The organism is Cutibacterium avidum 44067, assembly GCF_000367205.1.
Taxonomy (GTDB): domain Bacteria; phylum Actinomycetota; class Actinomycetes; order Propionibacteriales; family Propionibacteriaceae; genus Cutibacterium; species Cutibacterium avidum.
Genome location: NC_021064.1, coordinates 337,549 through 362,692, shown reverse-complemented (window position 1 = coordinate 362,692; position 25,144 = coordinate 337,549). Strand labels below are relative to the sequence as shown.

At 63.1% G+C, this 25,144-nt stretch carries 17 protein-coding genes and 1 pseudogene; 4 read left to right on the top strand and 14 right to left on the bottom strand.

Features of this window, described 5'->3' with window-relative positions:
- Positions 1 to 51 precede the first annotated feature (51 nt).
- The 3 genes from PALO_RS01635 to PALO_RS01625 all read left to right on the top strand — a co-directional run bounded on the left by PALO_RS01635 (position 52) and on the right by PALO_RS01625 (position 5,698).
- Positions 52 to 1,764 (top strand): glutamine--tRNA ligase/YqeY domain fusion protein, encoded by a 1,713-nt coding sequence (locus tag PALO_RS01635; protein WP_015582159.1) that lies wholly within the window; start codon positions 52 to 54, stop codon positions 1,762 to 1,764.
- 102 nt (positions 1,765 to 1,866) lie between these two features.
- Complete coding sequence (locus PALO_RS01630; protein WP_015582158.1) at positions 1,867 to 3,822, top strand: bifunctional metallophosphatase/5'-nucleotidase; 1,956 nt, start codon at positions 1,867 to 1,869, stop codon at positions 3,820 to 3,822.
- A 214-nt stretch (positions 3,823 to 4,036) separates the two neighbouring features.
- Complete coding sequence (locus PALO_RS01625) at positions 4,037 to 5,698, top strand: alpha/beta hydrolase (RefSeq protein ID WP_015582157.1); 1,662 nt, start codon at positions 4,037 to 4,039, stop codon at positions 5,696 to 5,698.
- A 167-nt stretch (positions 5,699 to 5,865) separates the two neighbouring features.
- On the opposite strand, the gene tuf is transcribed toward PALO_RS01625, so the two are convergent.
- The 6 genes from tuf to PALO_RS12440 all read right to left on the bottom strand — a co-directional run bounded on the left by tuf (position 5,866) and on the right by PALO_RS12440 (position 12,085).
- Complete coding sequence (tuf, locus tag PALO_RS01620) at positions 5,866 to 7,059, bottom strand: elongation factor Tu (protein ID WP_004809063.1); 1,194 nt, start codon at positions 7,057 to 7,059, stop codon at positions 5,866 to 5,868.
- A 730-nt stretch (positions 7,060 to 7,789) separates the two neighbouring features.
- Positions 7,790 to 9,883 (bottom strand): elongation factor G, encoded by a 2,094-nt coding sequence (gene fusA, locus PALO_RS01615; RefSeq protein WP_015582156.1) that lies wholly within the window; start codon positions 9,881 to 9,883, stop codon positions 7,790 to 7,792.
- Between the two features lie 132 nt (positions 9,884 to 10,015).
- Entirely contained in the window at positions 10,016 to 10,486 is a 471-nt protein-coding gene (rpsG, locus tag PALO_RS01610; RefSeq protein ID WP_004809065.1) for a 30S ribosomal protein S7, read from the bottom strand.
- A 3-nt stretch (positions 10,487 to 10,489) separates the two neighbouring features.
- Entirely contained in the window at positions 10,490 to 10,861 is a 372-nt protein-coding gene (gene rpsL, locus PALO_RS01605) for a 30S ribosomal protein S12 (protein WP_004809066.1), read from the bottom strand.
- A 333-nt stretch (positions 10,862 to 11,194) separates the two neighbouring features.
- Positions 11,195 to 11,716, bottom strand: coding sequence for a hypothetical protein (locus PALO_RS13190; RefSeq protein WP_483294767.1), 522 nt, complete (start codon positions 11,714 to 11,716; stop codon positions 11,195 to 11,197).
- A gap of 207 nt (positions 11,717 to 11,923) precedes the next feature.
- Entirely contained in the window at positions 11,924 to 12,085 is a 162-nt protein-coding gene (locus PALO_RS12440; RefSeq protein ID WP_004809069.1) for a hypothetical protein, read from the bottom strand.
- Between the two features lie 63 nt (positions 12,086 to 12,148).
- On the opposite strand from PALO_RS12440, the gene PALO_RS01595 reads away from it, so the two are divergent.
- Complete coding sequence (locus PALO_RS01595; protein WP_036909949.1) at positions 12,149 to 12,673, top strand: EXLDI protein; 525 nt, start codon at positions 12,149 to 12,151, stop codon at positions 12,671 to 12,673.
- Positions 12,674 to 12,691: 18 nt separating this feature from the next.
- Here the strand turns inward: PALO_RS01595 and PALO_RS12730 are convergent.
- The 8 genes and pseudogenes from PALO_RS12730 to nusG all read right to left on the bottom strand — a co-directional run.
- Positions 12,692 to 13,196, bottom strand: a pseudogene (locus PALO_RS12730) (choice-of-anchor M domain-containing protein); the annotation flags it as partial.
- A 228-nt stretch (positions 13,197 to 13,424) separates the two neighbouring features.
- The gene (locus PALO_RS01585; protein WP_015582152.1) at positions 13,425 to 17,306 is read right to left on the bottom strand and encodes a DNA-directed RNA polymerase subunit beta'; all 3,882 of its coding nucleotides are present in this window, start codon (positions 17,304 to 17,306) and stop codon (positions 13,425 to 13,427) included.
- 168 nt (positions 17,307 to 17,474) lie between these two features.
- Complete coding sequence (rpoB, locus tag PALO_RS01580; RefSeq protein WP_015582151.1) at positions 17,475 to 20,954, bottom strand: DNA-directed RNA polymerase subunit beta; 3,480 nt, start codon at positions 20,952 to 20,954, stop codon at positions 17,475 to 17,477.
- Between the two features lie 343 nt (positions 20,955 to 21,297).
- The gene (gene rplL / locus PALO_RS01575) at positions 21,298 to 21,693 is read right to left on the bottom strand and encodes a 50S ribosomal protein L7/L12 (RefSeq protein WP_015582150.1); all 396 of its coding nucleotides are present in this window, start codon (positions 21,691 to 21,693) and stop codon (positions 21,298 to 21,300) included.
- Positions 21,694 to 21,706: 13 nt separating this feature from the next.
- Positions 21,707 to 22,321: a 50S ribosomal protein L10 gene (gene rplJ, locus PALO_RS01570; RefSeq protein ID WP_015582149.1), complete on the bottom strand. Its 615-nt coding sequence runs from the start codon at positions 22,319 to 22,321 to the stop codon at positions 21,707 to 21,709.
- Positions 22,322 to 22,787: 466 nt separating this feature from the next.
- On the bottom strand, positions 22,788 to 23,486 hold the full coding sequence (gene rplA, locus PALO_RS01565; RefSeq protein WP_004809077.1) for a 50S ribosomal protein L1: 699 nt from the start codon (positions 23,484 to 23,486) through the stop codon (positions 22,788 to 22,790).
- A 74-nt stretch (positions 23,487 to 23,560) separates the two neighbouring features.
- A complete protein-coding gene (gene rplK / locus PALO_RS01560) occupies positions 23,561 to 23,992 on the bottom strand; it encodes a 50S ribosomal protein L11 (RefSeq protein WP_004809078.1) in 432 nt (143 codons plus the stop codon).
- A gap of 233 nt (positions 23,993 to 24,225) precedes the next feature.
- Positions 24,226 to 25,128, bottom strand: coding sequence for a transcription termination/antitermination protein NusG (nusG, locus tag PALO_RS01555; protein WP_004809079.1), 903 nt, complete (start codon positions 25,126 to 25,128; stop codon positions 24,226 to 24,228).
- Positions 25,129 to 25,144: the final 16 nt, after the last annotated feature.

Sequence of the window (25,144 nt, the reverse complement as noted above, 5' to 3'; positions counted from 1 at the left end):
TGCCTCGGAGTCTATCGGGAAGTACCGACAGACTCCGGTAAGGTTCCCGCCATGGCAGAACCCACTGGAACCCCGACTCCCGCCGCCCCGGCCGAGTCCGGCTCGGACTTCATTCATCAGGTCGTTCGCGCGGACAACGAACAGGGCACCTATGGAGGACGGGTCCAGACCCGGTTCCCACCCGAGCCCAATGGCTACCTGCACATTGGCCACGCCAAGGCCATCGTCACTGACTTCGGCGTCGCGGAGGACTTCGGCGGCATCTGCAACCTGCGTCTGGACGACACCAACCCGGGCACCGAGGAGGTTGAGTACGTCCAGTCGATCATCGAGGACATCGAGTGGCTCGGGTACTCCCCCGCCCACGTCGTCCACGCCTCCGACTACTTCGACAAACTGTACGAGTGGGCCCAGTACCTCATCCGCGAGGACCTGGCCTACGTCGACGACCAGTCCCCCGAGACGATCCGCGAGCAGAAGGGCGGCTACGGCAAGCCGGGTATCGAGAGCCCCTACCGCGACCGTCCCGCAGCGGAATCACTCGACCTGCTCGAGCGGATGCGCAACGGCGAGTTCCCCGACGGCTCCCGCTGTCTGCGCGCCAAGATCGACATGCAGGCGGAGAACATGTGGCTGCGTGACCCGGTCATGTACCGCATCCGCCACCAGGCCCATCACTCGACTGCCACCACGTGGTGCATCTACCCCACCTATGACTGGGCCCACGGTCAGTCCGACGCCATAGAGGGTGTGACCCATTCGCTGTGCTCCCTGGAGTTCAACAGCCACCGCCCCCTCTACGACTGGTTCCTCGCCCATGTGCCGCTCGACGCCCCGGCCCCCAAGCAGCGCGAGTTCGCCCGTCTCGAACTGACCCACACCATCACCTCGAAGCGTCGCCTCAGGTCCCTTGTGACCGACGGCGTCGTCGACGGTTGGGACGACCCCCGCATGCCCACCCTGCGCGGTATGCGTCGTCGCGGCTACCCGGCTGCTGCCATCCGTGCCTTCTGCCAGGCCGTCGGTACCACCAAGAACAACTCCGTGAAGGCCATCGAGGAGTTCGAGTCCTTCGTGCGCCGCGAGCTCAACGCCACCACGCAGCGCCGCATGGCCGTCCTGCACCCGCTCAAACTGGTCCTGGACGGCTGGCCTACTGACGAGAACGGCAACCCGGTCGTCGAATGGTTCGAGCTCGTCAACAACCCGGAGAATCCTGATGACGGCACCCGGTGCGTCCCCTTCACCGGTGAGCTGTGGATCGAGGCCGACGACTTCCGCGAGGACCCGCCCCGCAAGTTCTTCCGCCTCTCCCCCGGTCGTGAGGTGCGTCTGCGTGGTGCCTACCTGGTGACGGCCACTGACGTCGTCAAGGACCCAGACGGCACCATCAAAGAGGTTCACGCCAGCTATGACCCGGAGTCCCGCGGCGGCACCGCCCCCGACGGTCGCAAGGTGAAGTCGACGATGCACTGGGTGTCCGCCGCCCATGCCGTGCCGGTGACCGCGAACCTCTATGACCGTCTCTTCACCGCCGAGATTCCCGGATCGGAGAGCGGCGAGGCCCTCGACGACCTCAACCCGAACTCGCGCGAGACCCTCACCAACGTCATGGCCGAACCGGCCTTGGCCGAGGTGGCTCCCGGCGAGGTGGTGCAGTTCGAGCGGCTGGGGTATTTCGCGGCGGATCAGGACACCACGGTGTTCCACCGCACCGTTGGTCTGCGTGACGAATGGGCCCAGCTGCAGAGGCGTCAGGGCTGACCAGGTGTTGTTGACGGTGGCAATCATCAAATTGTCACCCGTCCGTCACTTCATTCGGCAAGGATGGTACCGCTTTCCCATCCCGTTGGAAGGACACCATCCATGCATGACAACCCACTTGGTACGAACCTGTCGCGTCGCGCCGTGCTGGTCGGCACCCTGGGGACAGGGCTCGCGATGACTGCTGTCGGGAATTCCTTCGCGTCGCCGTCGACGTCTTCCGCTCCCGCCACCGCAGGCTCTGCTGCCGGTGCCGCAACGCTGACGGTGCTCGCTACCACCGACATCCACGGTCACGTCTACGACTGGGACTACTTCGCCGACGCTCCCTACCCGCCGTCGGACAAGGGTCGGTCCTCGGCTCCGTTGGGCGTGAGTCGGGTGGCCACCATCGTCAAGCAGCTCCGCGCCGAGAAGGGTGCCGACTCCGTCGTCACGCTCGACAACGGTGACACCATCCAGGGCACCCCGCTGACCTACCTCTCTGCCAAGCAGCCCGAGAAACTTGGCCGCACCGAGGTCATGGCCCGCGCATTCAACCTCGTTGGTTATGACGCGGCCAACATCGGCAACCACGAGTTCAACTACGGACTCAAGGAACTCAACCGCTACAAGAACGACCTCGACGCCCCACTGCTGTGCGCCAACGTCATCGACCTCAAGACCGGCAAGCCGCTGACCCAGGGCACTCTCATGCTCACCAAGACCGTCGACGGCCACCAGGTCAAGGTCGGCGTCGTCGCCGTCACCACCCCTGGCTCGATGGTCTGGGACAAGGCGAACCTCACTGGCAAGGTCGACATCGCTGACCCGGTCAAGACCGCTGCGAAGTGCTCGGTCACGCTGCGCAAAGAAGGGGCTGACGTCGTTGTCGTCCTCGTCCACGCCGGACTGTCGGAGGACCAGGCCACCCCGGTCTACAAGGGTCTGCCGGAGAACAATGCCACCGTCCTGGCCAAGTCCGTTCCCGAGGTCGACCTCGTCGTCATCGGTCACACCCACCAGGACGACCCGGTCGAGATCGTCGACGGCATCTCGGGCCACAAGGTCGTCATCACCCAGCCCGACTATTGGGCCCGTTCAGTCTCCCAGGTGACGATCCCGCTCGACTTCTCCGACGGCAAGGCCTCCGTGCTCCACGACAGGGTCACCGTGAAGCCGCGTTACACCCGTGACGTCGAGGAGGACAAGGAGTTCGCCTCTGACTCCGAGCTGCAGGCCGGCCACAAGGCCACCGTCAAGTACGTCAACTCCGTCGTCGCCACCTCGACGACGAAGCTGACCACCGAGCGCTCGATGGTTGAGGACACCCCGATCCTCGACTTCATCGGCAAGGTCGAGGCCGACACCGTCGCCAAGGCGATCAAGGGTGGCAAGTACGACGGTATTCCGGTCATCGCCCAGGTCTCGCCGTTCTCACGCACCGCTGCCTTCCCGAAGGGCGATGTCAAGATCAAGGACATCGCTGGCCTGTACGTCTTCGACAACACACTGGCGAGCATCCTGCTCACCGGCAAACAACTCAAGGACTACCTGGAGTACTCCGCGAAGTACTTCAAGCAGGTCAAGAAGGGCGCCATCGTCAACCCGGCTCCGGCCAGCGAGGGCGGCGACACCCAGGCTGACTACCAGGGCAAGCCGGTGTGGGACTACAACTACGACGCCGTCACCGGTGTCAAGTACTCCATCGACGTCTCCAAGCCGGTGGGCAAGCGCATCCTGGGCCTGTCCTGGCAGGGCCAGCCGGTCGCCGACGACCAGAAGTTCGTCCTGGCCATCAACAACTACCGCATGAGCGGTGGCGGCGCCTACCCGCACGTCGCGGAGGCCCCGGTCGTCTGGGACGAGATCCTCGAGATCCGTCAGCTGCTCATCGACACCGCCTCGAAGATGAAGACCATCGATCCGAAGGACTTCTTCGATCGCAACTGGTTCCTCACCACGACTGGGGAGACCTGGCCGGCCACGGGCAAGCCCGGCGACGACACCAAGCCCGGCAACGGCTTCAAGCCCGGTTCCGGCGATCGTCCGACCACGTTGCCGCGCACCGGCGTCTGACCGGTTCCGACAACAGTTGAGCCTCGGCCCACCCGACTTGGTGGGCCGAGGCCCTTCTTGTCCTCACGACGTGGAAGAGTGTCCCGTGGCATCTGGCGAGGGCAACCTTCACCACTGACAATGAAAGGACGCAGCGCTGACAACCCAAATCGTTCCACGGGATCCCAGGCATGGACTCCCGGCTCGGCTGGGCAACCGACGTTGGCCGGCAAGGGTGCTGCGCCGTGCCAGCATTGCTGGCCTCGTCTTCGCCCTTTTCGGTCTGTGGACCGCCCTGACACCGTCCTTGGTCCCCCGGACCTGGTGGATGGTGGCCGTCAACGTGTGGTTGTCGACCCTTCTCGCCTATGGGGTCGGAGGGCTCATCGGGCGGATTTCCCGGTGGCTAGCTGAGATCACGCGCTTGCAGGTGATGATCTCAACTCACGCGGTCCGGGGCATCCGACGTAGCTGGTACGCCATTCTCGCCCTGATATCGCTGTGGATGTTCATGTGGTGCACGAGACAGCAGAAGCACGTCTCAGAGGAAGTCGGTCTGCCACGGAAGGTCTGGGTCGCGCAGACCGTTGGCGTGTTCACGGGGCTGATCCTCTTCACCGCGACGGTACTGCTCATCCGCCTCATCGCTCATGGCATCCGAAATCTGTACACCGGCGTACACCGTCTCATCGCCCAGCCGGTACTGGCAATTGTCGTCGTGGTGCTGAGCATCTCACTCCTGCTCTGGGCCACGAACAACGTCATCGTCAGGACGACGGCCAACGGTGTTGCCCACGTCATGGCTGAGACCAATGCGCAGACGGCCGCCGGACGGAAACCCCCGACGTCGCCCCTTCGGTCCGGGTCCCCCGCCTCACTTCAGACCTGGGACAGCCTGGGCCGGGAGGGCAAGGACGCCGTCACTGACGGCCCCGACGCCGCCATGATCGGAAAGGTCACCGGTCAGTCGGCCAAGGAGCCCATCCGCGTCTACGCCGGGCTCAATTCCCGTCGCGACTACGTCGCCGAGGCGAATGGCGTTCTCGCCGAGCTCATCCGTACCGGGGCGTTCCATCGCAAGGTGCTCGTCGTCCAGAACGGCACCGGGTCCGGCTGGATCGAGGAGTGGTCGGTGTCGGCCGTGGAGTATCTCACCGGCGGTGACTGCGCGACGGCCACGATGCAGTACTCGTACCTGGGCAGCGTCGGGGCCTTCCTCCTGGACCCCGAATCTCCCAAGGAAGGTGCCCAGGCCCTGTTCAGCGTCATCCACGACTACTGGGCCACCCTGGCCCCCGAAACTCGTCCGAAGCTCTACACGAGCGGTGTGTCCCTGGGCTCTTACGGTGGTCAGTCCGCCTTCCCATCCATCGACGACATGATCGCCAAGGTTGACGGCGCCGTGTGGGTCGGAACCCCCGGGTTCACGCCGATCTGGAAGAATTTGGAGGCGAACCGACGAGAGGGTTCCCCCGCCATCGTCCCCGTGATCGACGGTGGCCGAATCGTGAGGTTCATGGGTAGTCCCGGCGAGATCTACCACGATCATTGGGGAGCCGCCTATCCTCCTTGGTCAGCCCACACACGCATCGCCTATGTACAGCACCCGTCCGATCCGGTGACGTGGTGGTCCCCCGAGATGATCTGGTCAGAGCCCGACTGGATGCGCGAGCGCGCTGGAGACGACGTCAATCCCCACATTCAGTGGACGCCATGGTCGAGTTTCTGGCAGGTCACGGCCGACATGGCCTTGTCGACGACTCCGCCTGGTGGGCATGGGCACAACTACCACAGCGAATTCATCCCCATTTGGTCGGCAGTCCTCGGCATTCACTGCGATCGTCACACCATGGATGCCATCGCGAAGGCGATCCCCAAGACCTCAGCTCCTCGGTGATCGCCGCGTCTGTCGGGGCTGGTGCCGCGCTCCATCCCCTCGCAGCTGGTTGGTTGCCATGAATGTGCCCGATCTCCTCCACCCATACCCTAGACATGCAACTACCCTAAACATGCAACGAGGTCCGCCCCCTGTGGGGACGGACCTCGTCAAAATCTCAGATCACATCACTTGATGATCTTGGTGACACGACCGGCACCAACGGTGCGACCGCCCTCACGGATGGCGAACTTGAGCTGCTCCTCCATGGCGATCGGGTGGATCAGGTGGACGGTCATGTCGGTGTTGTCACCAGGCATAACCATCTCGGTGCCCTCGGGGAGCTCAACAGTGCCAGTCACGTCCGTGGTGCGGAAGTAGAACTGGGGGCTGTAGTGCGAGAAGAACGGCTTGTGACGGCCACCCTCATCCTTCTTCAGAACGTAGACCTGGCCCTCGAAGTCGGTGTGCGGGGTGGTGGAACCGGGCTTGCAGAGGACCATGCCGCGAACGACATCCTCCTTCTTGGTGCCACGGAGCAGAATGCCGACGTTCTCACCAGCGCGACCCTCGTCGAGGATCTTGCGGAACATCTCGACGCCGGTGACGGTGGTCTTCTGAATCTTGTCGTGGATACCGACGATCTCGACCTCCTCGCTGGTCTTGACGACGCCGCGCTCAACACGACCGGTGACAACGGTGCCACGACCGGTGATGGTGAAGACGTCCTCAATCGGCATGAGGAAGGGCTTGTCGAGGTCACGCTCAGGCTGCGGGACGTACTCATCCACGGCGTCCATGAGGTCGAGGATCGACTGAGTCCACTTCTCGTCACCCTGAAGGGCCTGGAAGGCGGAGATGCGAACGATCGGGCAGTTGTCGCCGTCGAAGTCCTGCGAGGTCAGCAGCTCGCGAACCTCCATCTCGACGAGCTCGATGAGCTCCTCGTCGTCGACCATGTCGCACTTGTTGAGGGCGACGACGATGGCCGGCACGCCCACCTGGCGGGCGAGCAGGACGTGCTCACGAGTCTGGGGCATCGGGCCGTCGGTGGCGGCGACCACGAGGATGGCGCCGTCCATCTGGGCAGCACCAGTGATCATGTTCTTGACGTAGTCAGCGTGACCGGGGCAGTCAACGTGAGCATAGTGACGTTTCTCGGTCTGGTACTCGATGTGAGCGATCGAGATCGTGATGCCGCGCTGACGCTCCTCGGGAGCCTTGTCGATCTGGTCGAACGGCGACTCCTCGTTCAGCTCCGGGTACTTGTCGTGCAGCACCTTGGAGATCGCCGCGGTGAGGGTCGTCTTGCCGTGGTCGATGTGTCCGATGGTGCCGATGTTGCAGTGCGGCTTGGTCCGCTCGAACTTGGCCTTTGCCACTGGGGCTCCTTCTGGAATGTCGCCCGCTTGTGCACGGGACGCGTCATGTGGATATTCCTGGGAGGTTCCCAGGAACGTTTCTGGACGGGCCCCCGACCAGAGGTCAGGGAACTTGTCTTATTGTTCTGCAGTAGTCCGTGATAGTCAAACCAAGGGCGGCACGAGGCCCTAACTCCCTCGCCGTATCCATGAACAACAGCGGTGTGTCGAGCCAACTGACTCGGCGCACCGCCAACCAGAACCGCCACGAGCTACCCAATCCGTCAACTCGGAGCACGTACCGATTGATTCATATTTCATTCTTCGTCGCTTGCAGCAGCAGGTTCGCATAGGCGAAGCCGACGAACTCGGCCTAGGCCAGCGCTGCTCATCCCCAGAGCATTGGGGGTCGCAAGATCAAAGGCACGTGAGGGATGACCACGCCGTGTCGTCTTGAGCATCCGTTCCACCGCACCAAACCGATTGGGGCGTCCATCTGCCATGGCCACGCCGCCGAGCCTGGCCCGGGACCGTAAGTACAGCGCCACCGTTCCACGGAGTTCCGGGCTGTGGAAAGGGCTTCGAACTATCCTGTGGACCACCCTGGAGCCCGGCGCCAGAGGCGCCTGGGGCGGGTAGGAGGCGAGCTCGGAAGCTGAGGGGATTGACTCCGCAGGGTCATTCACGACAATCGGCCCGGTTCCACATATGTGGAACCGGGCCGATTCGTCAATCAGCTATAGCAGCAAGCTCACTTGCCTCCGTTGGCCGTGGCGATGATCTCGTCAGCAACGGTGGACGGGCACTCGCCGTAGGAGTCGAACTCCATCGAGTAGGTCGCCTGTCCGGAGGTCTTCGAGCGAAGGTCACCGACGTATCCGAACATCTCGGACAGCGGGACCAGGGCGCGCACGACCTTGTTTCCGTGCTCCTCGACCATTTCCTGGATCTGGCCACGACGGGAGTTGAGGTCGCCGATGACGGTACCGAGGTAGTCCTCGGGGGTGGTCACCTCAACGGCCATCAGCGGCTCGAGCAGACCCGGGTTCGCCTTGCGAGCGGCCTCCTTGAAGGCCATCGAACCGGCGATCTTGAAGGCCATCTCGGAGGAATCGACCTCGTGGTAGGCGCCGTCGAGCAGGGTGACCTTGACATCCTCGACCGGGTAGCCGGCGAGAACACCGAACTGCATCGACTCCTGGACACCGGCATCGACCGACGGGATGTACTCCTTGGGGACGCGACCGCCGGTAACGGCGTTGACGAACTCGTAGCCGAAGCCAGGCTCCTGGGGCTCGATCGCGATGATAACGCGGGCGAACTGACCAGAACCACCGGTCTGCTTCTTGTGCGTGTACTCGTACTTCTCGACCGGCTTGCGCAGGGTCTCGCGGTAGGCCACCTGCGGCTTGCCGATATTGGCCTCCACGTGGAACTCACGCTTCATGCGGTCGATGAAGACGTCCAGGTGGAGCTCGCCCATACCGGCGACGATGGTCTGTCCGGTCTCCTCGTCGGTGTGGACGCGGAAGGTCGGATCCTCCTCGACGAGACGCTGAATGGCGTTCGACAGCTTCTCCTGATCGGCCTTCGACTTCGGCTCGATGGCCTGCTCGATCACGGGAGCCGGGAAGGTCATCGACTCAAGGATGATCGGGTTGCTCGGGTCGCAGAGAGTCTCACCAGTGGTGGTGTCCTTGAGGCCCATGACGGCGCAGATCATGCCAGCACCGATGCTCTCGATCTCCTCACGCTTATTGGCGTGCATCTGGTAGATCTTGCCGATGCGCTCCTTCTTGCCCTTGGTGCCGTTGAGCACCTGGTCGCCAGCGTGCATGACGCCGGAGTAGACGCGCACGAAGGTCAGCTTGCCCAGGTGCGGGTCAGAGGCAATCTTGAAGGCCAGGATCGACAGCGGCTCGTCGTCGGAGGGACGACGCTGCAGTTCGACGGACTCGTCACCAGGCTTGAAGCCGGAGATGGCCGGGACGTCGAGCGGGGAAGGCAGGTAGTCGACGATGGCGTCGAGCAGCGGCTGCACACCCTTGTTCTTGAACGAGGTGCCACAGGTGACTGCAGTGAAGGCGGAAGCCAGCACACCGCGACGAATGGCGGCCTTGAGCTGGTCGATGGTCACCGAGTCCGGATCCTCGAGGTAGAGCTCCATGAACTCCTCGTCGTTCTCGGCGACGGTCTCGAGCATCTCGGCACGAGCGGCCTCCGCCTCGTCCTTCATGTCGGCCGGGATCTCCTCGGTCTCATAATGAGCCCCGAGCTCAGTCTCGCCACGCCAGGTCTTGGCGTTCATCTCGACGAGGTCAACGATGCCCATGAACTTGTCCTCGGCACCGATCGGCAGCTGCAACAGAACCGGGATGGCGTGCAGACGATCCTTGATGGTCTGCACACAGTGATCGAAGGAAGCACCGGTGCGGTCAAGCTTGTTGACGTAGCAGATGCGCGGAACGCCGTACTTGGCGGCCTGACGCCACACAGTCATTGACTGCGGCTCGACGCCGGCGACACCGTCGAACACGGCGACAGCACCGTCAAGAACACGCAGGGAGCGCTCCACCTCAACGGTGAAGTCCACGTGTCCGGGGGTGTCAATGATGTTGATCTGGGTGTCGTGCCAGAAGGTGGTGGTCGCGGCGGAGGTAATGGTGATGCCGCGCTCCTGCTCCTGCTCCATCCAGTCCATGGTGGCGGCACCGTCGTGGACCTCACCGATCTTGTACGACTTACCGGTGTAGTAGAGGATGCGCTCGGTCGTCGTCGTCTTGCCGGCATCGATGTGGGCCATGATGCCGATGTTGCGAACCTTGCTCAGGTCAATTTTGGCCACTGTTCTTGACCTCGAATCTTGGAGTTAGTGGTCTTCGTATGATGCTCGACGCAGATGAACCTGCGGTGAACCGCGAGGTTTTCTGGGCTGGACGTGATGGTGCCCCCTTCCCGACGGAAAGGGGGCCAACAATCACCAGCGGTAGTGGGCGAAGGCGCGGTTGGCCTCAGCCATCTTGTGGGTGTCCTCACGGCGCTTCACGGAAGCACCGAGGCCGTTGGAGGCATCGAGGATCTCGTTCATGAGACGCTCAGCCATGGTCTTCTCACGACGCTCACGGGAGAAGGCAACCAGCCAACGCATGGCCAGGGTGGTCTGGCGAGCGGGCTTGACCTCGACCGGCACCTGGTAGGTGGCACCGCCGACACGGCGGGACTTGACCTCCAGGGAGGGCTTGATGTTGTCGAGCGCGCGCTTGAGGGTCTGCACCGGATCGGTGTTGGTCTTGGCGCGGCAACCCTCGAGGGCGGTGTAAACGATGTTCTGGGCGACAGTCTTCTTGCCGTCGAGAAGGATCTTGCTCACGAGCTGGGAGACGAGAGGAGATCCGTAGACGGGATCGACCATCACTGGGCGCTTCGGCGCGGGTCCCTTACGAGGCATGGATCACTTCTCCTTCTTGGCGCCGTAACGGCTACGGGCCTGCTTGCGGCCCTTGACACCCTGGGTGTCAAGGGAGCCGCGGACGATCTTGTAACGCACACCCGGGAGGTCCTTCACACGACCGCCACGCACGAGCACCATCGAGTGCTCCTGGAGGTTGTGTCCGACACCGGGAATGTAGGCCGTGACCTCGATGCCCGACGACAGGCGCACACGGGCGACCTTTCGCAGAGCCGAGTTCGGCTTCTTCGGCGTCGTGGTGTACACACGGGTGCACACGCCACGACGTTGCGGCGAGCCCTTGAGGGCAGGCGTGTTGTTCTTGCTGATCTTGTCAGTGCGGCCCTTGCGGACCAGCTGCTGGATTGTAGGCACCGGCTGGTATCTCTTTCCGTCTGGTGGGTTCGGAATTCCCTGGCTGTGCACCCCTCCATCGCTGCGTCGGGATCACCGCTGCCCCTCGCTGCAGATTGGGAGTGCCGTGCGAACTCCGCACGGGCAGACCTTCTCGCAGCAACTCGAGTGGTCGTTTGTCGCCATGCCAGGGCACGCACAAGTATCCGGTCGAACCGGACACGCGTTAACAGGGTATCTCCCGGGTTTCAGGGGGTCAAACTCAGCGGCGCTGCGAGGAGGCGCGCGGAGGGGCGCCACGAAACCCCATGGAGGTCAAACTCCACGGGTGAAAAGCGCTACGTCCGCAGCTCCTCAGGCGCCCGTTCGAGGAAGGGCCGCCGGGCGAGACACAGGAGCACCCACGCCGCCCGCAGCCAGGAAGTTGCCATAACCCTTGCCGTTGACCTGCCCCCTGATCGTTCCGTTGACGCGGAGGCTGCCCATGGCATGCATGGAGGGGAAGACGATCGGCGGGATGCTCACCGTCCCACCTTCAATCTTCGGCAGGACGATGGGACGTCCACTGACGTCGGGAAGGGTGATCGTTCCGCCCTTGATGGTCGGCAGGATGATGGGGCCAGCACTGACGTTCGGCAGGTAAACGGTGCCGCCACGAATCTCCGGAGGCACGATGCGGCGATGGTGAGGCGGCAGGCTGACGCCGACACTCACATGCACCGATGCACGATGAGTCGGGCGGGCGTCCGTAGTGACCCGGGACGTCGGAACGGGAACGGGAGCAACCTGGTGCGCACTTGCCCCCGGAGCCATCCCTACAAAAACGGCCAGTCCCAAGCATGCTGCAACCATCCCCGTCAGAACTGTTCGCTTCATCCCGCTATCCCCTCGTAACACAGCAAGCACCTTAGCAGGCGTACCACCGCAGTCTACGCCTCCAATCACACCTCGCCTGTCCGCCGTAGTACCGCACCGATCCGGCCGGTGTTCCAGACGGCTGATCAGTAAACCCGGCGGCAGCCTGGCTCCTCGACGCCCCTGCCGCCTGATCACCATGTTGGTCACCGACAGCCCAGGTGTAAGTCACAGGTTCAGAAACGACGGCCTCACCAGCAGAGATCGCAGCTTGCCGATCCCCTGCATGAACATGTAGACCCTTCCTGACCCCTTCACCTCGACAAAGTCGAGATCAATAGCACCGAAGTCAAGGGCAACGCCATTGGTGTCCCACCCCGAAGACAGCATGTCCTGTTGGTGTGCAGTACCCAGCAATCCTTACTTGAGCAGGGGTTGACGAACGCTACATATATGCGCATAGTTATGTACATGCCTAGTAGAAACGTGTACGTGTCGGAAGACGACGTGAGTCTATTCACCGAAGCCAGTGAGATCGCTGGCGGCCTATCAGCGGCCGTCGCGGAGGCGCTCCGCGACTACGTGAAGAAGCATCAGCGAGCGGCTGAGGGCTATGAGGAGATCGAGCTCGCGCTGCGCACTGACGGCGTCGACCACCGGGCGACCTTCATGGGACGGCGTCTGGTTCGCGTCAGGCAACCAGTTCCAGAAGGGACCCGCATCGACACCGTCTATCAGACGGCCAAGAACCAGCTGGCTGTCGCCACCAAGATTCAAAGGAAGCTACCCGACTGGACCGCAAGCCAGGAGAACATCTGGCCACACCCCGAGACCTGGGACCGCGACTTCTGGACCACTGGAGACAAGACGCTGGTCGTATACCCCGATACCGAGCGCCTGCGTCAGGCACACGCTGTTTTGGCTGAACGCGTTGAATCAGCCCTCTCCATCCCCCCTCTCGAAGTTCTGGACATATGACATGCTTTCTCCCGGAAGAGCCCCTTTGACAACCTCACACCTGTCATCGGCATGGACGGTGCCGAGCTTGACGTTCTCATTCTCCTCGAGAGAGTTACCAACGAGGACCATCGCGCCTGGACCAGTAATCGCAGTGAAATCAACCGGTAAGGCATTGAATCCGTTCTCTTTTAAAGCCCGAGGCGTTCCAACCTGGTTCGAACCATTCACCAGCTTCCTCACTGCCGGTTTAGTAGCCCTCGGGATACGATTCGCTCACTCCGGTAGGCTTTGTACTTTCCGTACATATCGGACTGGATCTGAAATTCGACATCGTTAGGGTCATACATCCGCGAGTGAAGCCGTCGTCCACACTTAACGACGGGGCTCCGGTATCGGTGGTGACATAGAACTCGTCCGTGTGATCTTTGCTTAAGGCAATCTTTGCGGCTGCCGCTCATGCCATCGGTGCGAGCACCGTGGCTGGCAGGGCTATGAAGACGGCCAGCACCACTGGCGCCAGCTGCTTCTTCTTAGTCCGCATACCACTTCTTTCCAACGAGATGGACAGCTCAGCCCGCAGGCGACTCCTGGTATCACTGCGCACCTCCGACGGACAAACCGCGAGGACACTGCATGGCAGTGGGGGCATCACGCTTCCTCCGCGTGAAGCGTCAAGGACAACGACACACCATGACCGACGTTCAGGCTTCATACAAAAGCCTCTCCTCCCCACATGGGGAGGAGAGGCTTTCGCAGCCGGGTCCCAGCCTCAGCTCAAATCACCCAGATCCAGATCGTCGAGCGGAACAGCCACGCCCGACCCCGAACCGAAGTCGTAGTCGAACGGGTCGTAGTTCATCGTGAACGCAGCAGCCTTGGCTTCGGCGGTCGGCTCCACCCGCATGTTGCGGTAGACCTCCAGGCCCGTACCGGCCGGGATGAGCTTACCGAGGATGACGTTCTCCTTGAGACCGACCAAGGTGTCCGTCTTGCCGTTGATGGCGGCATCGGTGAGTACCTTCGTCGTCTCCTGGAAGGAGGCAGCCGACAGCCAGGACTCGGTGGCCAGCGAGGCCTTCGTGATGCCCATGAGCACCGGACGACCCTCAGCCGGGCGACCGCCCTCGGCGACAGCCTTGCGGTTGGCGTTCTCGTAGGAGTTACGGTCCACCAGCTCTCCGGGCATCATCTGGGTGTCACCGGACTCGATGACGGTGATGCGGCGAAGCATCTGGCGAATGACGATCTCGATGTGCTTCTCGTGGATGCCAGCGCCCTGGGTGTTGTAGACCTTCTGAACCTCCTTGACGAGGTACTCCTGCACCCGGCGAACACCGGAGATGCGCAGGACGTCCTGCGGGTCGGCGGTACCACCCATGAGCTGCTCACCTGCGGCAACCCGCACTCCGTCACGAATGACACGGTGAGTGCCGTCGAGGTCGAACTCGAGACGGGCACGGCGCGGCAGCACGTACTCCACGTCCTCCTCGCCGTCGTCACGTACCAGGATGAGCTTGCGACGGTTGTCGGACTCGTCGATGCGGATGACACCAGCGGCCTCGGCCAGCGGCGACTTGCCCTTCGGGCTACGGGCCTCGAAGAGCTCGACGACACGGGGAAGACCCTGGGTGATGTCGTCACCAGCGACACCACCGGTGTGGAAGGTACGCATCGTCAGCTGGGTACCAGGCTCACCAATCGACTGAGCAGCGATGATGCCGACGGCCTCACCGACGTCAACCAGGTGACCGGTCGACAGTGAACGTCCGTAGCAACGAGCGCAGCAGCCCTGGGCTGCAGTGCAGGTGAGCACCGAACGCACCTTGATCTGCGAGATACCAGCAGCGATGAGCTTGGAGATCTCCTCGTCACCGAGATCGGAGTTGGCCGCCACCACGACATTGCCATTGGCGTCGAGGGCGTCGGCAGCCAGGCATCGGGCGTACACCGCGGTGTCCAGCCCCTCGGCGCGCACCAAGTTGCCGTTGCCTGCGTCGACAGCAATGGTCTTGGGCATGCCACGGGTGGTGCCGCAGTCCTCCTCGCGGACGATGACGTCCTGGGACACGTCGACCAGACGACGAGTCAGGTAACCGGAGTCAGCGGTACGCAGAGCGGTGTCAGCCTGTCCCTTACGACCACCGTGAGTGGAGATGAAGTACTCCAGAACCGTCAGGCCCTCGCGGAAGTTGGACTTGATCGGGCGAGGAATGATGTCACCCTTCGGGTCAGCCACCAGACCGCGCATGGCGGCGATCTGGCGCATCTGGGTCATACTGCCTCGAGCGCCCGAGTCGACCATCATGTGAACCGGGTTGGTCTGGGTGAAGTTGGCCTCCATGGCGGCGGTCAACTCGGCAGTGGCCTCGGTCCAGATCTGGATGAGGTCCTGACGACGCTCCTCCTCGGTCACGGCACCACGGTCGTATTCTCGGTCGACCTTGGCGGCGCGAGCTTCGTACCCGGCCAGAATCTCCGGCTTGGTCGGCGGGGTCTGGACGTCGCCGATGGAGACGGTCACGCCGGACAGCGAACCCCACTTGTAACCGATGTTCTTGAGGTTGTCGAGGACGTGGGCCACCTCGAGCTGGGTCATCCGCTCGCTGAGATCGTTGACGATCTTGCCAATCTGCTTCTTGCCGACGAGGTAGTCGACGTACGGGTAGTCGTCCGGCAGCACCTCGTTGAACAGGGCCTGTCCCAGGGTGGTGTCGAGGATGACGGAGCCGTCAGCGCGAACCGTCTCGCCGTGCGGCGGCACGACGCCCTTGAGACGCAGCTTGATCTTGGCGCCGATCTCGAGCTCGCCAAGATCATGGGCCATGATTGCCTCGGCCACCGAGGAGAAAGCACGTCCCTCACCCTTGAGGCCGTCGAGGGCCATCGTCAGGTAGTAAGCGCCGATGATCATCTCGTGCGAGGGCAGGGCGACCGGGCGACCGTCAGCCGGTTTGAGGATGTTGTTCGTCGACAGCATCAGGACGCGGGCCTCGGCCTGGGCCTCAGGGCTCAGCGGCAGGTGCACGGCCATCTGGTCACCGTCGAAGTCAGCGTTGAAGGCCGAGCAGACGAGCGGGTGAAGCTGGATGGCCTTGCCCTCGATGAGCTGGGGCTCGAAGGCCTGGATACCCAGACGGTGCAGGGTAGGTGCACGGTTCAGCAGAACCGGGTGCTCCTTGATGACCTCCTCGAGGACGTCCCACACCACGGGACGCTGGCGTTCGACCATGCGCTTGGCGGACTTGACGTTCTGGGCGTGCTCGAGGTCGGCGAGACGCTTCATGACGAAGGGCTTGAACAGCTCCAGGGCCATGGCCTTCGGCAGGCCACACTGGTGCATCTTGAGCTGCGGGCCGACGACGATGACCGAACGGCCGGAGTAATCGACTCGCTTACCGAGCAGGTTCTGACGGAAACGACCCTGCTTGCCCTTGAGCATGTCGGACAGCGACTTGAGCGGACGGTTGCCCGGGCCACTCACCGGGCGCCCACGGCGACCGTTGTCGAACAGTGAGTCGACGGACTCCTGGAGCATGCGCTTCTCGTTGTTGACGATGATCTCCGGGGCGCCGAGGTCAACCAGCCTCTTGAGGCGGTTGTTTCGGTTGATGACGCGACGGTAGAGGTCGTTCAAGTCCGAGGTGGCGAAGCGGCCACCGTCGAGCTGCACCATCGGGCGCAGATCCGGCGGGATGACCGGGACGCAGTCCAGGACCATGCCCTCCGGCGAGTTGCCGGACTCGAGGAAGGCCTGCACGACCTTGAGGCGCTTGAGGGCGCGGGTCTTTTTCTGGCCGCGGCCGGTCTTGATGATCTCGCGCAGCTTCTCGGACTCGGCAGCGAGGTCGAAGTCGTGGAGACGACGCTTGATCGCCTCGGCGCCCATCGAACCCTCGAAGTACTTACCGAAGCGCGACTTCATCTCGCGGTAGAGGATCTCGTCACCCTCGAGGTCCTGGACCTTGAGGTTCTTGAAGCGATCCCACACGGCGTCGAGACGATCGATCTGGCGCTGGGCGCGAGTCTCGATGTGCTTGAGCTCCTTCTCCGCGCCGTCCTTGACCTTGCGGCGGGTGTCAGCCTTGGCACCGTCGGCCTCGAGCTGAGCCATGTCCTCCTCGAGCTTGACCCGGCGGGCCTCCATCTCGGAGTCACGACGCTGCTCCATGCGGGAGCGCTCGGTCTGCACTTTGGCCTCCAGCGACGGCAGGTCGCGGTGGCGAGCCTCCTCGTCGACGGCGGTGATCATGTAAGCCGCGAAGTAGATGACCTTCTCGAGGTCCTTCGGGGCAATGTCGAGCAGGTAACCCAGGCGGGAGGGAACTCCCTTGAAGTACCAGATGTGGGTCACTGGGGCGACCAGCTCGATGTGTCCCATGCGCTCACGACGCACGTTGGAACGGGTCACCTCGACGCCACAGCGCTCACAGATGATGCCCTTGAAGCGGACGCGCTTGTACTTGCCGCAGTAGCACTCCCAGTCACGGGTCGGGCCGAAGATCTTCTCGCAGAAGAGGCCGTCACGCTCGGGCTTGAGGGTGCGGTAGTTGATGGTCTCGGGCTTCTTGACCTCGCCGTGGCTCCACGCACGGATCTGGTCGGCCGTGGCCAGGCCGATCTGCAACCGGTCGTAGTAGTTGGTGTCCAGCACGATTGTTCTCTTTCCCCCACCTGGGTGGGTGGTAGCCCCTCCTCGTCAGGAGAGGTTCCAGTCGGGGTGTCTGTGTGGGGCGGGTTGTCCGGGCCCGTCCCCACCCCCGTCAAACGGACTGTGTTCAGGGGGCCGGGGCGACGTCGCCGCCCCGGCAGAATGGGCAGGTCAGTCGGCCATGGCGTTGTCGGCACCGGGGCGACGCCCGATGTCGATACCCAGACCGGACCGGGTGTCCTCGTCGGAGGTGCGCAGATCGATCTCCTGGCCCTCCGAGTTGAGCACCTCCACGTTCAGGCAGAGCGACTTCATCTCCTTGACGAGTACCTTGAAGGACTCGGGGATGCCCGGCTCCGGGATGCTCTCGCCCTTGACGATCGCCTCGTAGACCTTGACACGGCCCGGAACGTCATCGGACTTGATGGTGAGCAGCTCCTGCAGCGCCCAGGCGGCGCCGTAGGCCTCCATGGCCCACACCTCCATCTCGCCGAATCGCTGACCACCGAACTGAGCCTTACCACCAAGGGGCTGCTGGGTGATCATCGAGTACGGACCGGTGGAACGGGCGTGGATCTTGTCGTCGACCAAGTGGTGCAGCTTCAGCATGTACATGTAGCCGACACCCACCTTGGACGGGAAGGGGTCGCCGGTACGGCCGTCGAAGAGGGTGGCCTTGCCGTCGGCGTCGACGAGCATGTCGCCGTCGCGGGTCGGGTGACCGTACTGCAACAGACCGGTGATCTCCTCCTCCGTGGCGCCGTCGAAGACCGGGGTGGCCAGACGGGACTCCTCGGGGACGTCGATGAGACCGACCTCGCGCAGAAGCTCGGCCCAGTCGCCCTCGGCCTGGGTGATGTCCCAGCCGGAGTGGGCGATCCAACCGAGGTGCATCTCGAGCACCTGACCGACGTTCATGCGGGAAGGCACACCCAGTGGGTTGAGGATGATGTCAACCGGGGTGCCGTCCGGCAGGAACGGCATATCCTCGACGGGCAGGATCTTCGAGATGACACCCTTGTTACCGTGACGTCCGGCGAGCTTGTCACCGATCGAGATCTTGCGCTTCTGGGCGACGTAGACGCGAACCATCTGGTTGACTCCGGGGGCCAGCTCGTCACCGTTCTCGGCGTCGAACACGCGCACGCCGATGACGGTGCCCTCCTCGCCGTGGGGGACCTTGAGGGAGGTGTCGCGGACCTCGCGGGCCTTCTCACCGAAGATGGCGCGCAGCAGACGCTCCTCAGGAGTCAGCTCGGTCTCGCCCTTCGGGGTGACCTTGCCGACGAGGATGTCGCCGGTACCGACCTCGGCTCCGATGCGCACGATGCCGTTCTCGTCCAGGTTGGCCAGCATGTCCTCGGAGACGTTCGGGATGTCCCGCGTGATCTCCTCGGCGCCCAACTTGGTGTCACGGGCGTCGACCTCGTGCTCCTCGATGTGGATCGAGGTGAGGACGTCGTCGGAGACGATGCGCTGAGACAGGATGATGGCGTCCTCGTAGTTGAGGCCCTGCCACGGCATGAAGGCAGCCAGCATGTTGCGGCCGAGGGCGAGCTCGCCCTTGTCCGTCGACGGACCGTCAGCAAGCGGGGTACCGACCTCGACGCGCTGCCCCACCGTGACCAGCGGACGCTGGTTGATACAGGTACCGGCGTTGGAACGGCGGAACTTCTCCAGCTTATAGGTCTGGTAGGTGCCGTCGTCGCAGGCGATGTCGATGAGGTCAGCGCTCACCGACAGGACCGAACCTGCCTTCTCGGCAAGGGTGACGTCACCGACGTCAACCGCACAGCGGTACTCCATACCGGTTCCGACGAACGGAGCCTCGGTACGCACCAGCGGCACGGCCTGACGCTGCATGTTGGCGCCCATGAGGGCTCGGGAGGCATCGTCGTGCTCGAGGAACGGGATGAGGGCGGACGCCACCGACACCATCTGGCGCGGGGAGACGTCCATGTAGTCGACCTCGGAGTTCGGGACCTCGTCGGCCTCGCCGTGACGCTGACGCACCAGGACGCGATCGTTGACGAAACGGCCGTCGTCATCGACCTTGGCGTTGGCCTGGGCGATGACGTGACGATCCTCCTCGTCCGCGGTCAGGTAGACGACCTGGTCGGTGACCTGACCGTCGATGACCTTACGGTACGGGGTCTCGATGAAGCCGAAGGCGTTGACGCGGGCGAAGGAGGCCAGCGAACCAATCAGACCGATGTTCGGACCCTCAGGGGTCTCAATCGGGCACATACGACCGTAGTGCGACGGGTGAACGTCTCGAACCTCCATGCCGGCGCGGTCACGGGACAGACCACCGGGTCCCAGGGCCGACAGACGACGCTTGTGGGTCATCTCGGCCAGCGGGTTGTTCTGGTCCATGAACTGCGACAGCTGGGAGGTTCCGAAGAATTCCTTGATCGCGGCCGTCACCGGACGGATGTTGATCAGGGTCTGCGGGGTGATGGCCTCGATGTCCTGGGTGGTCATGCGGTCACGCACGACACGCTCCATCCGACCAAGACCGGTACGCAGCTGATTCTGGATGAGCTCACCGACGGTGCGCAGACGACGGTTGCCGAAGTGGTCGATGTCGTCGGCCTCGACGACGATGTCGTCGCGTCCCTCGCGCGGGAGCATCTCGGTGCCCTCGTGCAGGGCGCACACGTAGTGGATCGCCGCGACGATGTCGTCGATCGTCAGCACCTGTTGGTCGAACGGCAGGGACAGACCGAGTTTCTTATTGATCTTGTAACGACCAACCTTGGCCAGGTCGTAGCGCTTCGGGTTGAAGTAGTAGTTCTCGAGCAGCTGCTGGGCGGCGTCACGGGACGGCGGCTCGCCAGGACGCAGCTTCTTGTAGATGTCCAGCAGCGCCTGATCCTGGGTTTCGACACCGTGATCCTTCTCGAGGGTCTGACGGATCGACTCGTAGTCGCCGAACTCCTCGAGGATGCGGTCAGCGGTCCAGCCGAGGGCCTTGAGGAAAACGGTGACGTTCTGCTTGCGCTTACGGTCCAGACGAACTCCGACGGTGTCGCGTTTGTCGATCTCGAACTCGAGCCAAGCGCCACGCGACGGAATCACCTTGCACGTGAAGATGTCCTTGTCGGAGGTCTTGTCGGCCGTCTTCTCGAAGTAGACACCCGGGGAACGCACCAGCTGGGAGACGACGACACGCTCGGTGCCGTTGATGATGAAGGTGCCCTTCGAGGTCATGAGCGGGAAGTCACCGATGAAGACCGTCTGGGACTTGATCTCCTCGGTCTCGTTGTTCATGAACTCTGCGGTCACGAACAGCGGGGCCGCGTAGGTGGTGTCGCGATCCTTGCACTCGTCGACGCTGTGCTTGGGATCCTCGAAACGGTGATCCCGGAAAGACAAGGACATCGTCTGGGAGTAGTCCTCGATCGGGGAGATCTCCTCGAAGATCTCCTCGAGGCCTGACTTGGTGTTGATATCGGTGCGTCCCTCTGCAAGGGCGGCGTCCACATGGGACTGCCATATCTCGTTGCCAACAAGCCAGTTGAACGACTCAACCTGCAGGTCGAGAAGGTTGGGAACCTCCAACGGCTCGTGAATCTTGGCGAATGAGATTCGTCCCGACTGGGGCGAAATGGCGTTGGTGTTCTTCGACGCAGTGCGCGTGGCGGCCAATGTGCGGTCCTTCCGAGAACTCCTACAACCGACCCGTCGGCCGGCCTGGGGGCATGACGAACCGCCCATGTCAAGCATGGGCGATCGCTGGCTATGGTGCAAGGAATGATTTTACGTCACCGTTAACGTATCTTGCAAATCGGCGCCAATGCTGCACCCAAACTGTGCCCGATAGCGGCCAGGGACGCAACCCAACGCGCCAGGCGTCACGATGCAGAGCCGCACGGGTACGACCCCACTCCCCCATGACAACGAAGATCCGCGTGACAACGAAGATCCGCGCCAACCCCAGGGGTTGACGCGGATCTCCTGAACTGTCGAGACAGTCGCTACGCGAGGATCGTCACTTGAGGGTGACGGTGGCGCCGGCGGCCTCGAGAGCCTCCTTGGCCTTCTCGGCGTCCTCCTTCTTGGCCTTCTCGAGGACGGGCTTCGGAGCGCCCTCGACGAGGTCCTTGGCGTCCTTCAGACCCAGGCTGGTGAGGCCACGGACCTCCTTGATGACCTGGATCTTCTTGTCGCCGGCCGACTCGAGGATGACGTCGAACTCGTCCTTCCCGTCCTCAGCGGCAGCGGCCTCGCCACCGGCAGCCGGAGCACCGGCAGCAGCGGCGACAGCCACGGGGGCGGCAGCGGAGACGTCGAAGGTCTCCTCGAACTGCTTCACGAACTCGGAGAGCTCGATGAGGGTCATCTCCTTGAAAGCGTCAAGGAGCTCTTCGTTGCTGAGCTTCGCCATGATGGGCGTCCTTTCACTCGTTGGTGTTGTCCTGGGCGGCGGACGCCTCAGGGGTCTCGGTTGTCTTGGGCTCCTGGTCGGAAGCCTCTCCAGCTCCACCGATCACGGACGGATCAGCAGCAGCCTTCTCCTGCAGGGCGCCGAGGCCGCGGGCGGCCTTGGACGGCAGGGCGTTGAAGACCACAGCGGCCTTCGTGAGGTTGGCCTTGAGGCCACCGGCGAGCTTGGCGAGGAGGACCTCACGGGACTCGAGATCGGCAAGCTTCTTGACCTGGTCGGCGTCGAGGACGTTGCCGTCCATCACGCCGCCCTTGATGACCAGGAGCGGGTTGTCCTTTGCGAAGTTCTTCAAACCCTTGGCCACGGAGGCCACGTCACCGTTGATGAAGGCGAGGGCGGTGGGGCCGACGAGCTGCTCGTCAAGTCCCTCAATACCCGCCTCCTTGGCGGCAATGCGGGTCAGGGTGTTCTTCGCAACGGCATAGGTGGCGTCACTCCCCAGTGAACGGCGCAGATCCTTGAGCGCCGACACGGAGAGACCGCGGTACTCGGTCAGCACGGTGGCGTCGGCCGAGGAGAACTTCTCCTTCAGCTCAGCGACCGCGGCGACCTTGTCAGGCCTAGCCATTGGGTCTCCTTCCCACTTCTCGTACGTCATGCTGGCAGCTGGGCTGTCAGCACCGGAGCCGCAGGGAGGACAAAAGAAAACCCCGGTGCACAGGCGCACGACGGGGTAGCAAAGCATCTCGGCGTTCACCTGCGCGGGCCATCCGTCACTCCGGGTGCTTGGCGGGAAACCCGGCCAGCGGTCTACGGCAACTTGTACAGCGTAACTGACGGAGAGCGGTGGACCAAATTGAGCGGAAGGCCCCCGTTGCCCGCCCCAGCGGCACGGGCCGACCACTCTCGGCATCACCCATGCCGTGTGGGAGAAGGCCTCGTCCACGTCACGGACGCCGACGTACCAGTCAGCCCCGAAGACGGAGTTGACGCGGATGTTGTCCGTATCTGGTCCTTTGCATGATCCCGCCCCCCGACATCACAGAACGGCCCCCGCAGCACCATGGCTGCAGGGGCCGTCGTCAGTCAGTACGTCACTCAGCGACGCGAGCGGAGGCAGGATCGATCTGCACGCCCGGACCCATCGTCGAGGAGACGGTCACCTTGCGCAGGTAACGACCCTTGGCGGAGTTCGGCTTGAGACGCAGGATCTCGTCGAGAGCGGCGTAGTAGTTCTCAACCAGCTTCTCCGGCCCGAAGGACACCTTCCCGATGAGGAAGTGGAGGTTGGCGTAACGATCGGTACGGAACTCGATCTTGCCACCCTTGATGTCAGAGACGGCCTTGGCGACGTCCATGGTGACGGTGCCGGTCTTGGGGTTCGGCATCAGGCCGCGGGGACCGAGGACGCGGCCCAGACGACCGACCTTGCCCATCATGTCCGGGGTGGCGACCACGGAGTCGAAGTCCAGGTATCCGCCCTGGACCTTGGCGATGAGGTCGTCGTCACCGACCTCGTCGGCGCCCGCAGCACGGGCGGCCTCGGCCTTCTCACCGGTGGCGAAGACGAGGACCCGTGCCGTCTTGCCAGTGCCGTTGGGAAGGTTGACAGTACCGCGAACCATCTGGTCGGCCTTCTTGGGGTCGACGCTGAGACGGATGGCCACGTCGACGGTCTCGTCGAACTTGGCCGACGCACCGGATGCGACCAGGGCCAGACCCTCCTCCGGGGAGTAGAGCTGGTCGAAGTTCACCTTCTCAGCGGCTGCGCGATATGCCTTACTGCGCTTCATGTCTGGTTCCTTTCACCAGGTGTGGTGAGGGCAGCGCGTGCCCCTCCACAAGAACTGTCTGTGGGTTGTGAGCTTCAGGCCTCGACCTCGACGCCCATAGAGCGGGCGGTGCCGGCCACGATCTTCATGGCGGCCTCGACGTCGTTGGCATTGAGGTCAGGCATCTTGGTCTCGGCGATCTCGCGGACCTGATCCTTGGTGATCTTGCCGACCTTGTGGGTGAGCGGGTTCTCGGTGCCCTTCTTAATTCCGGCAGCCTTCTTGATGAGCTCAGCAGCCGGCGGGGTCTTGAGGACGAAGCTGAAGGTGCGGTCCTCGTAGATGGTGATCTCAACCGGGACGACGTTTCCGCGCTGCCCCTCGGTCTGAGCGTTGTAGGCCTTGCAGAACTCCATGATGTTGACACCATGGGGACCAAGAGCGGTACCGACTGGCGGGGCCGGGGTGGCCTGTCCAGCCTGGAGAGCGACCTTGACGAGAGCCGCTACTTTCTTCTTAGCAGGCATTGATGGGTCCTTCTTTCGGTCGTGACGGCATCGGTTGATGCCGCCAGTGCGAGTCCGGGCGTGACGAGCATCCGGACACAGACGCACCGATCAAGTCTAAGCGACTCGGCCGGTGGGTCCAAAATCAAGGGGTCGACGGTATGACCAGCAGGCATCACACCGGGGCTCGGTCGGCCTGGACGACGCGAGCCGAACCCATCACGGTCCGGCTCGCGTAGAGAATCGAAAAATTCTCAGATCTTCTCGATCTGGTTGAACTCGAGATCCACCGGGGTGGAACGTCCGAGGATCTCGACCAAGGCCTTGACACGCTGATTGTTGGTGTTGATCTCGGTGATCTGAGCCGGGACGCCGGCGAAGGGGCCATCGGTGATCTGCACCGACTCGCCGACCTCATAATCAGCAACCTCGACCTTCGGCTTGGCCTTGGGCGAGGGGGCCTTGTCAGCATTCTCGTGGGCGACCTTGGCGACGACCGACGGCGTCAGCATCGTGACGACCTCGTCAAAGGTCAGTGGGATCGGGGTGGTCGACTGACCGACGAACCCGGTCACCGACGGGGTGTGACGCGCAATGCCCCACGAGTCATCGGTCAGGTCCATGCGCACCAGCACATAACCGGGCAGGTACACCCTGGTGATCGTGCGGCGAGTGCCGTTACGGATCTCGACGACCTCCTCGGTGGGGACGACCGTCTCGAAGATGTAGTCCTCCATGTTGAAGTTCTGCACGCGGGCATCGAGGTTCTGCTTCACCTTGTTCTCCATGCCGGAGTAAGTGTGGAGCACGTACCACTCACCGAACTTCGAGGACAGCTCGTCGCGCAACTCCTCAATGGCGGCGTCGACGGCGTCCTGGTTTCCGGCATCGGCTGGCTCGTCCTCGTCGGACTTCTCCTCGCCGTCGGCAGCCTGGCCGATGCCGAGGTTACGGGCGATGTCGTCATCCGACGCTTCCTCGGACTTGTCGTCACCGAAGTCGAGGTTAATCTCAGGCTCCTTGGCGGAGTCCTCCTCGCCGAGGTCTCCGAGGTCAATGTCGACCTGGTCGTCCTTCTTCTCGGTCTCGTCAGGGGTTAACACGTCGAGGTTGATCTCGACGTCGTCGTTCTCGCTGAAATGGGGGCTGTCAGTCACAGATCAATTCTCCAAT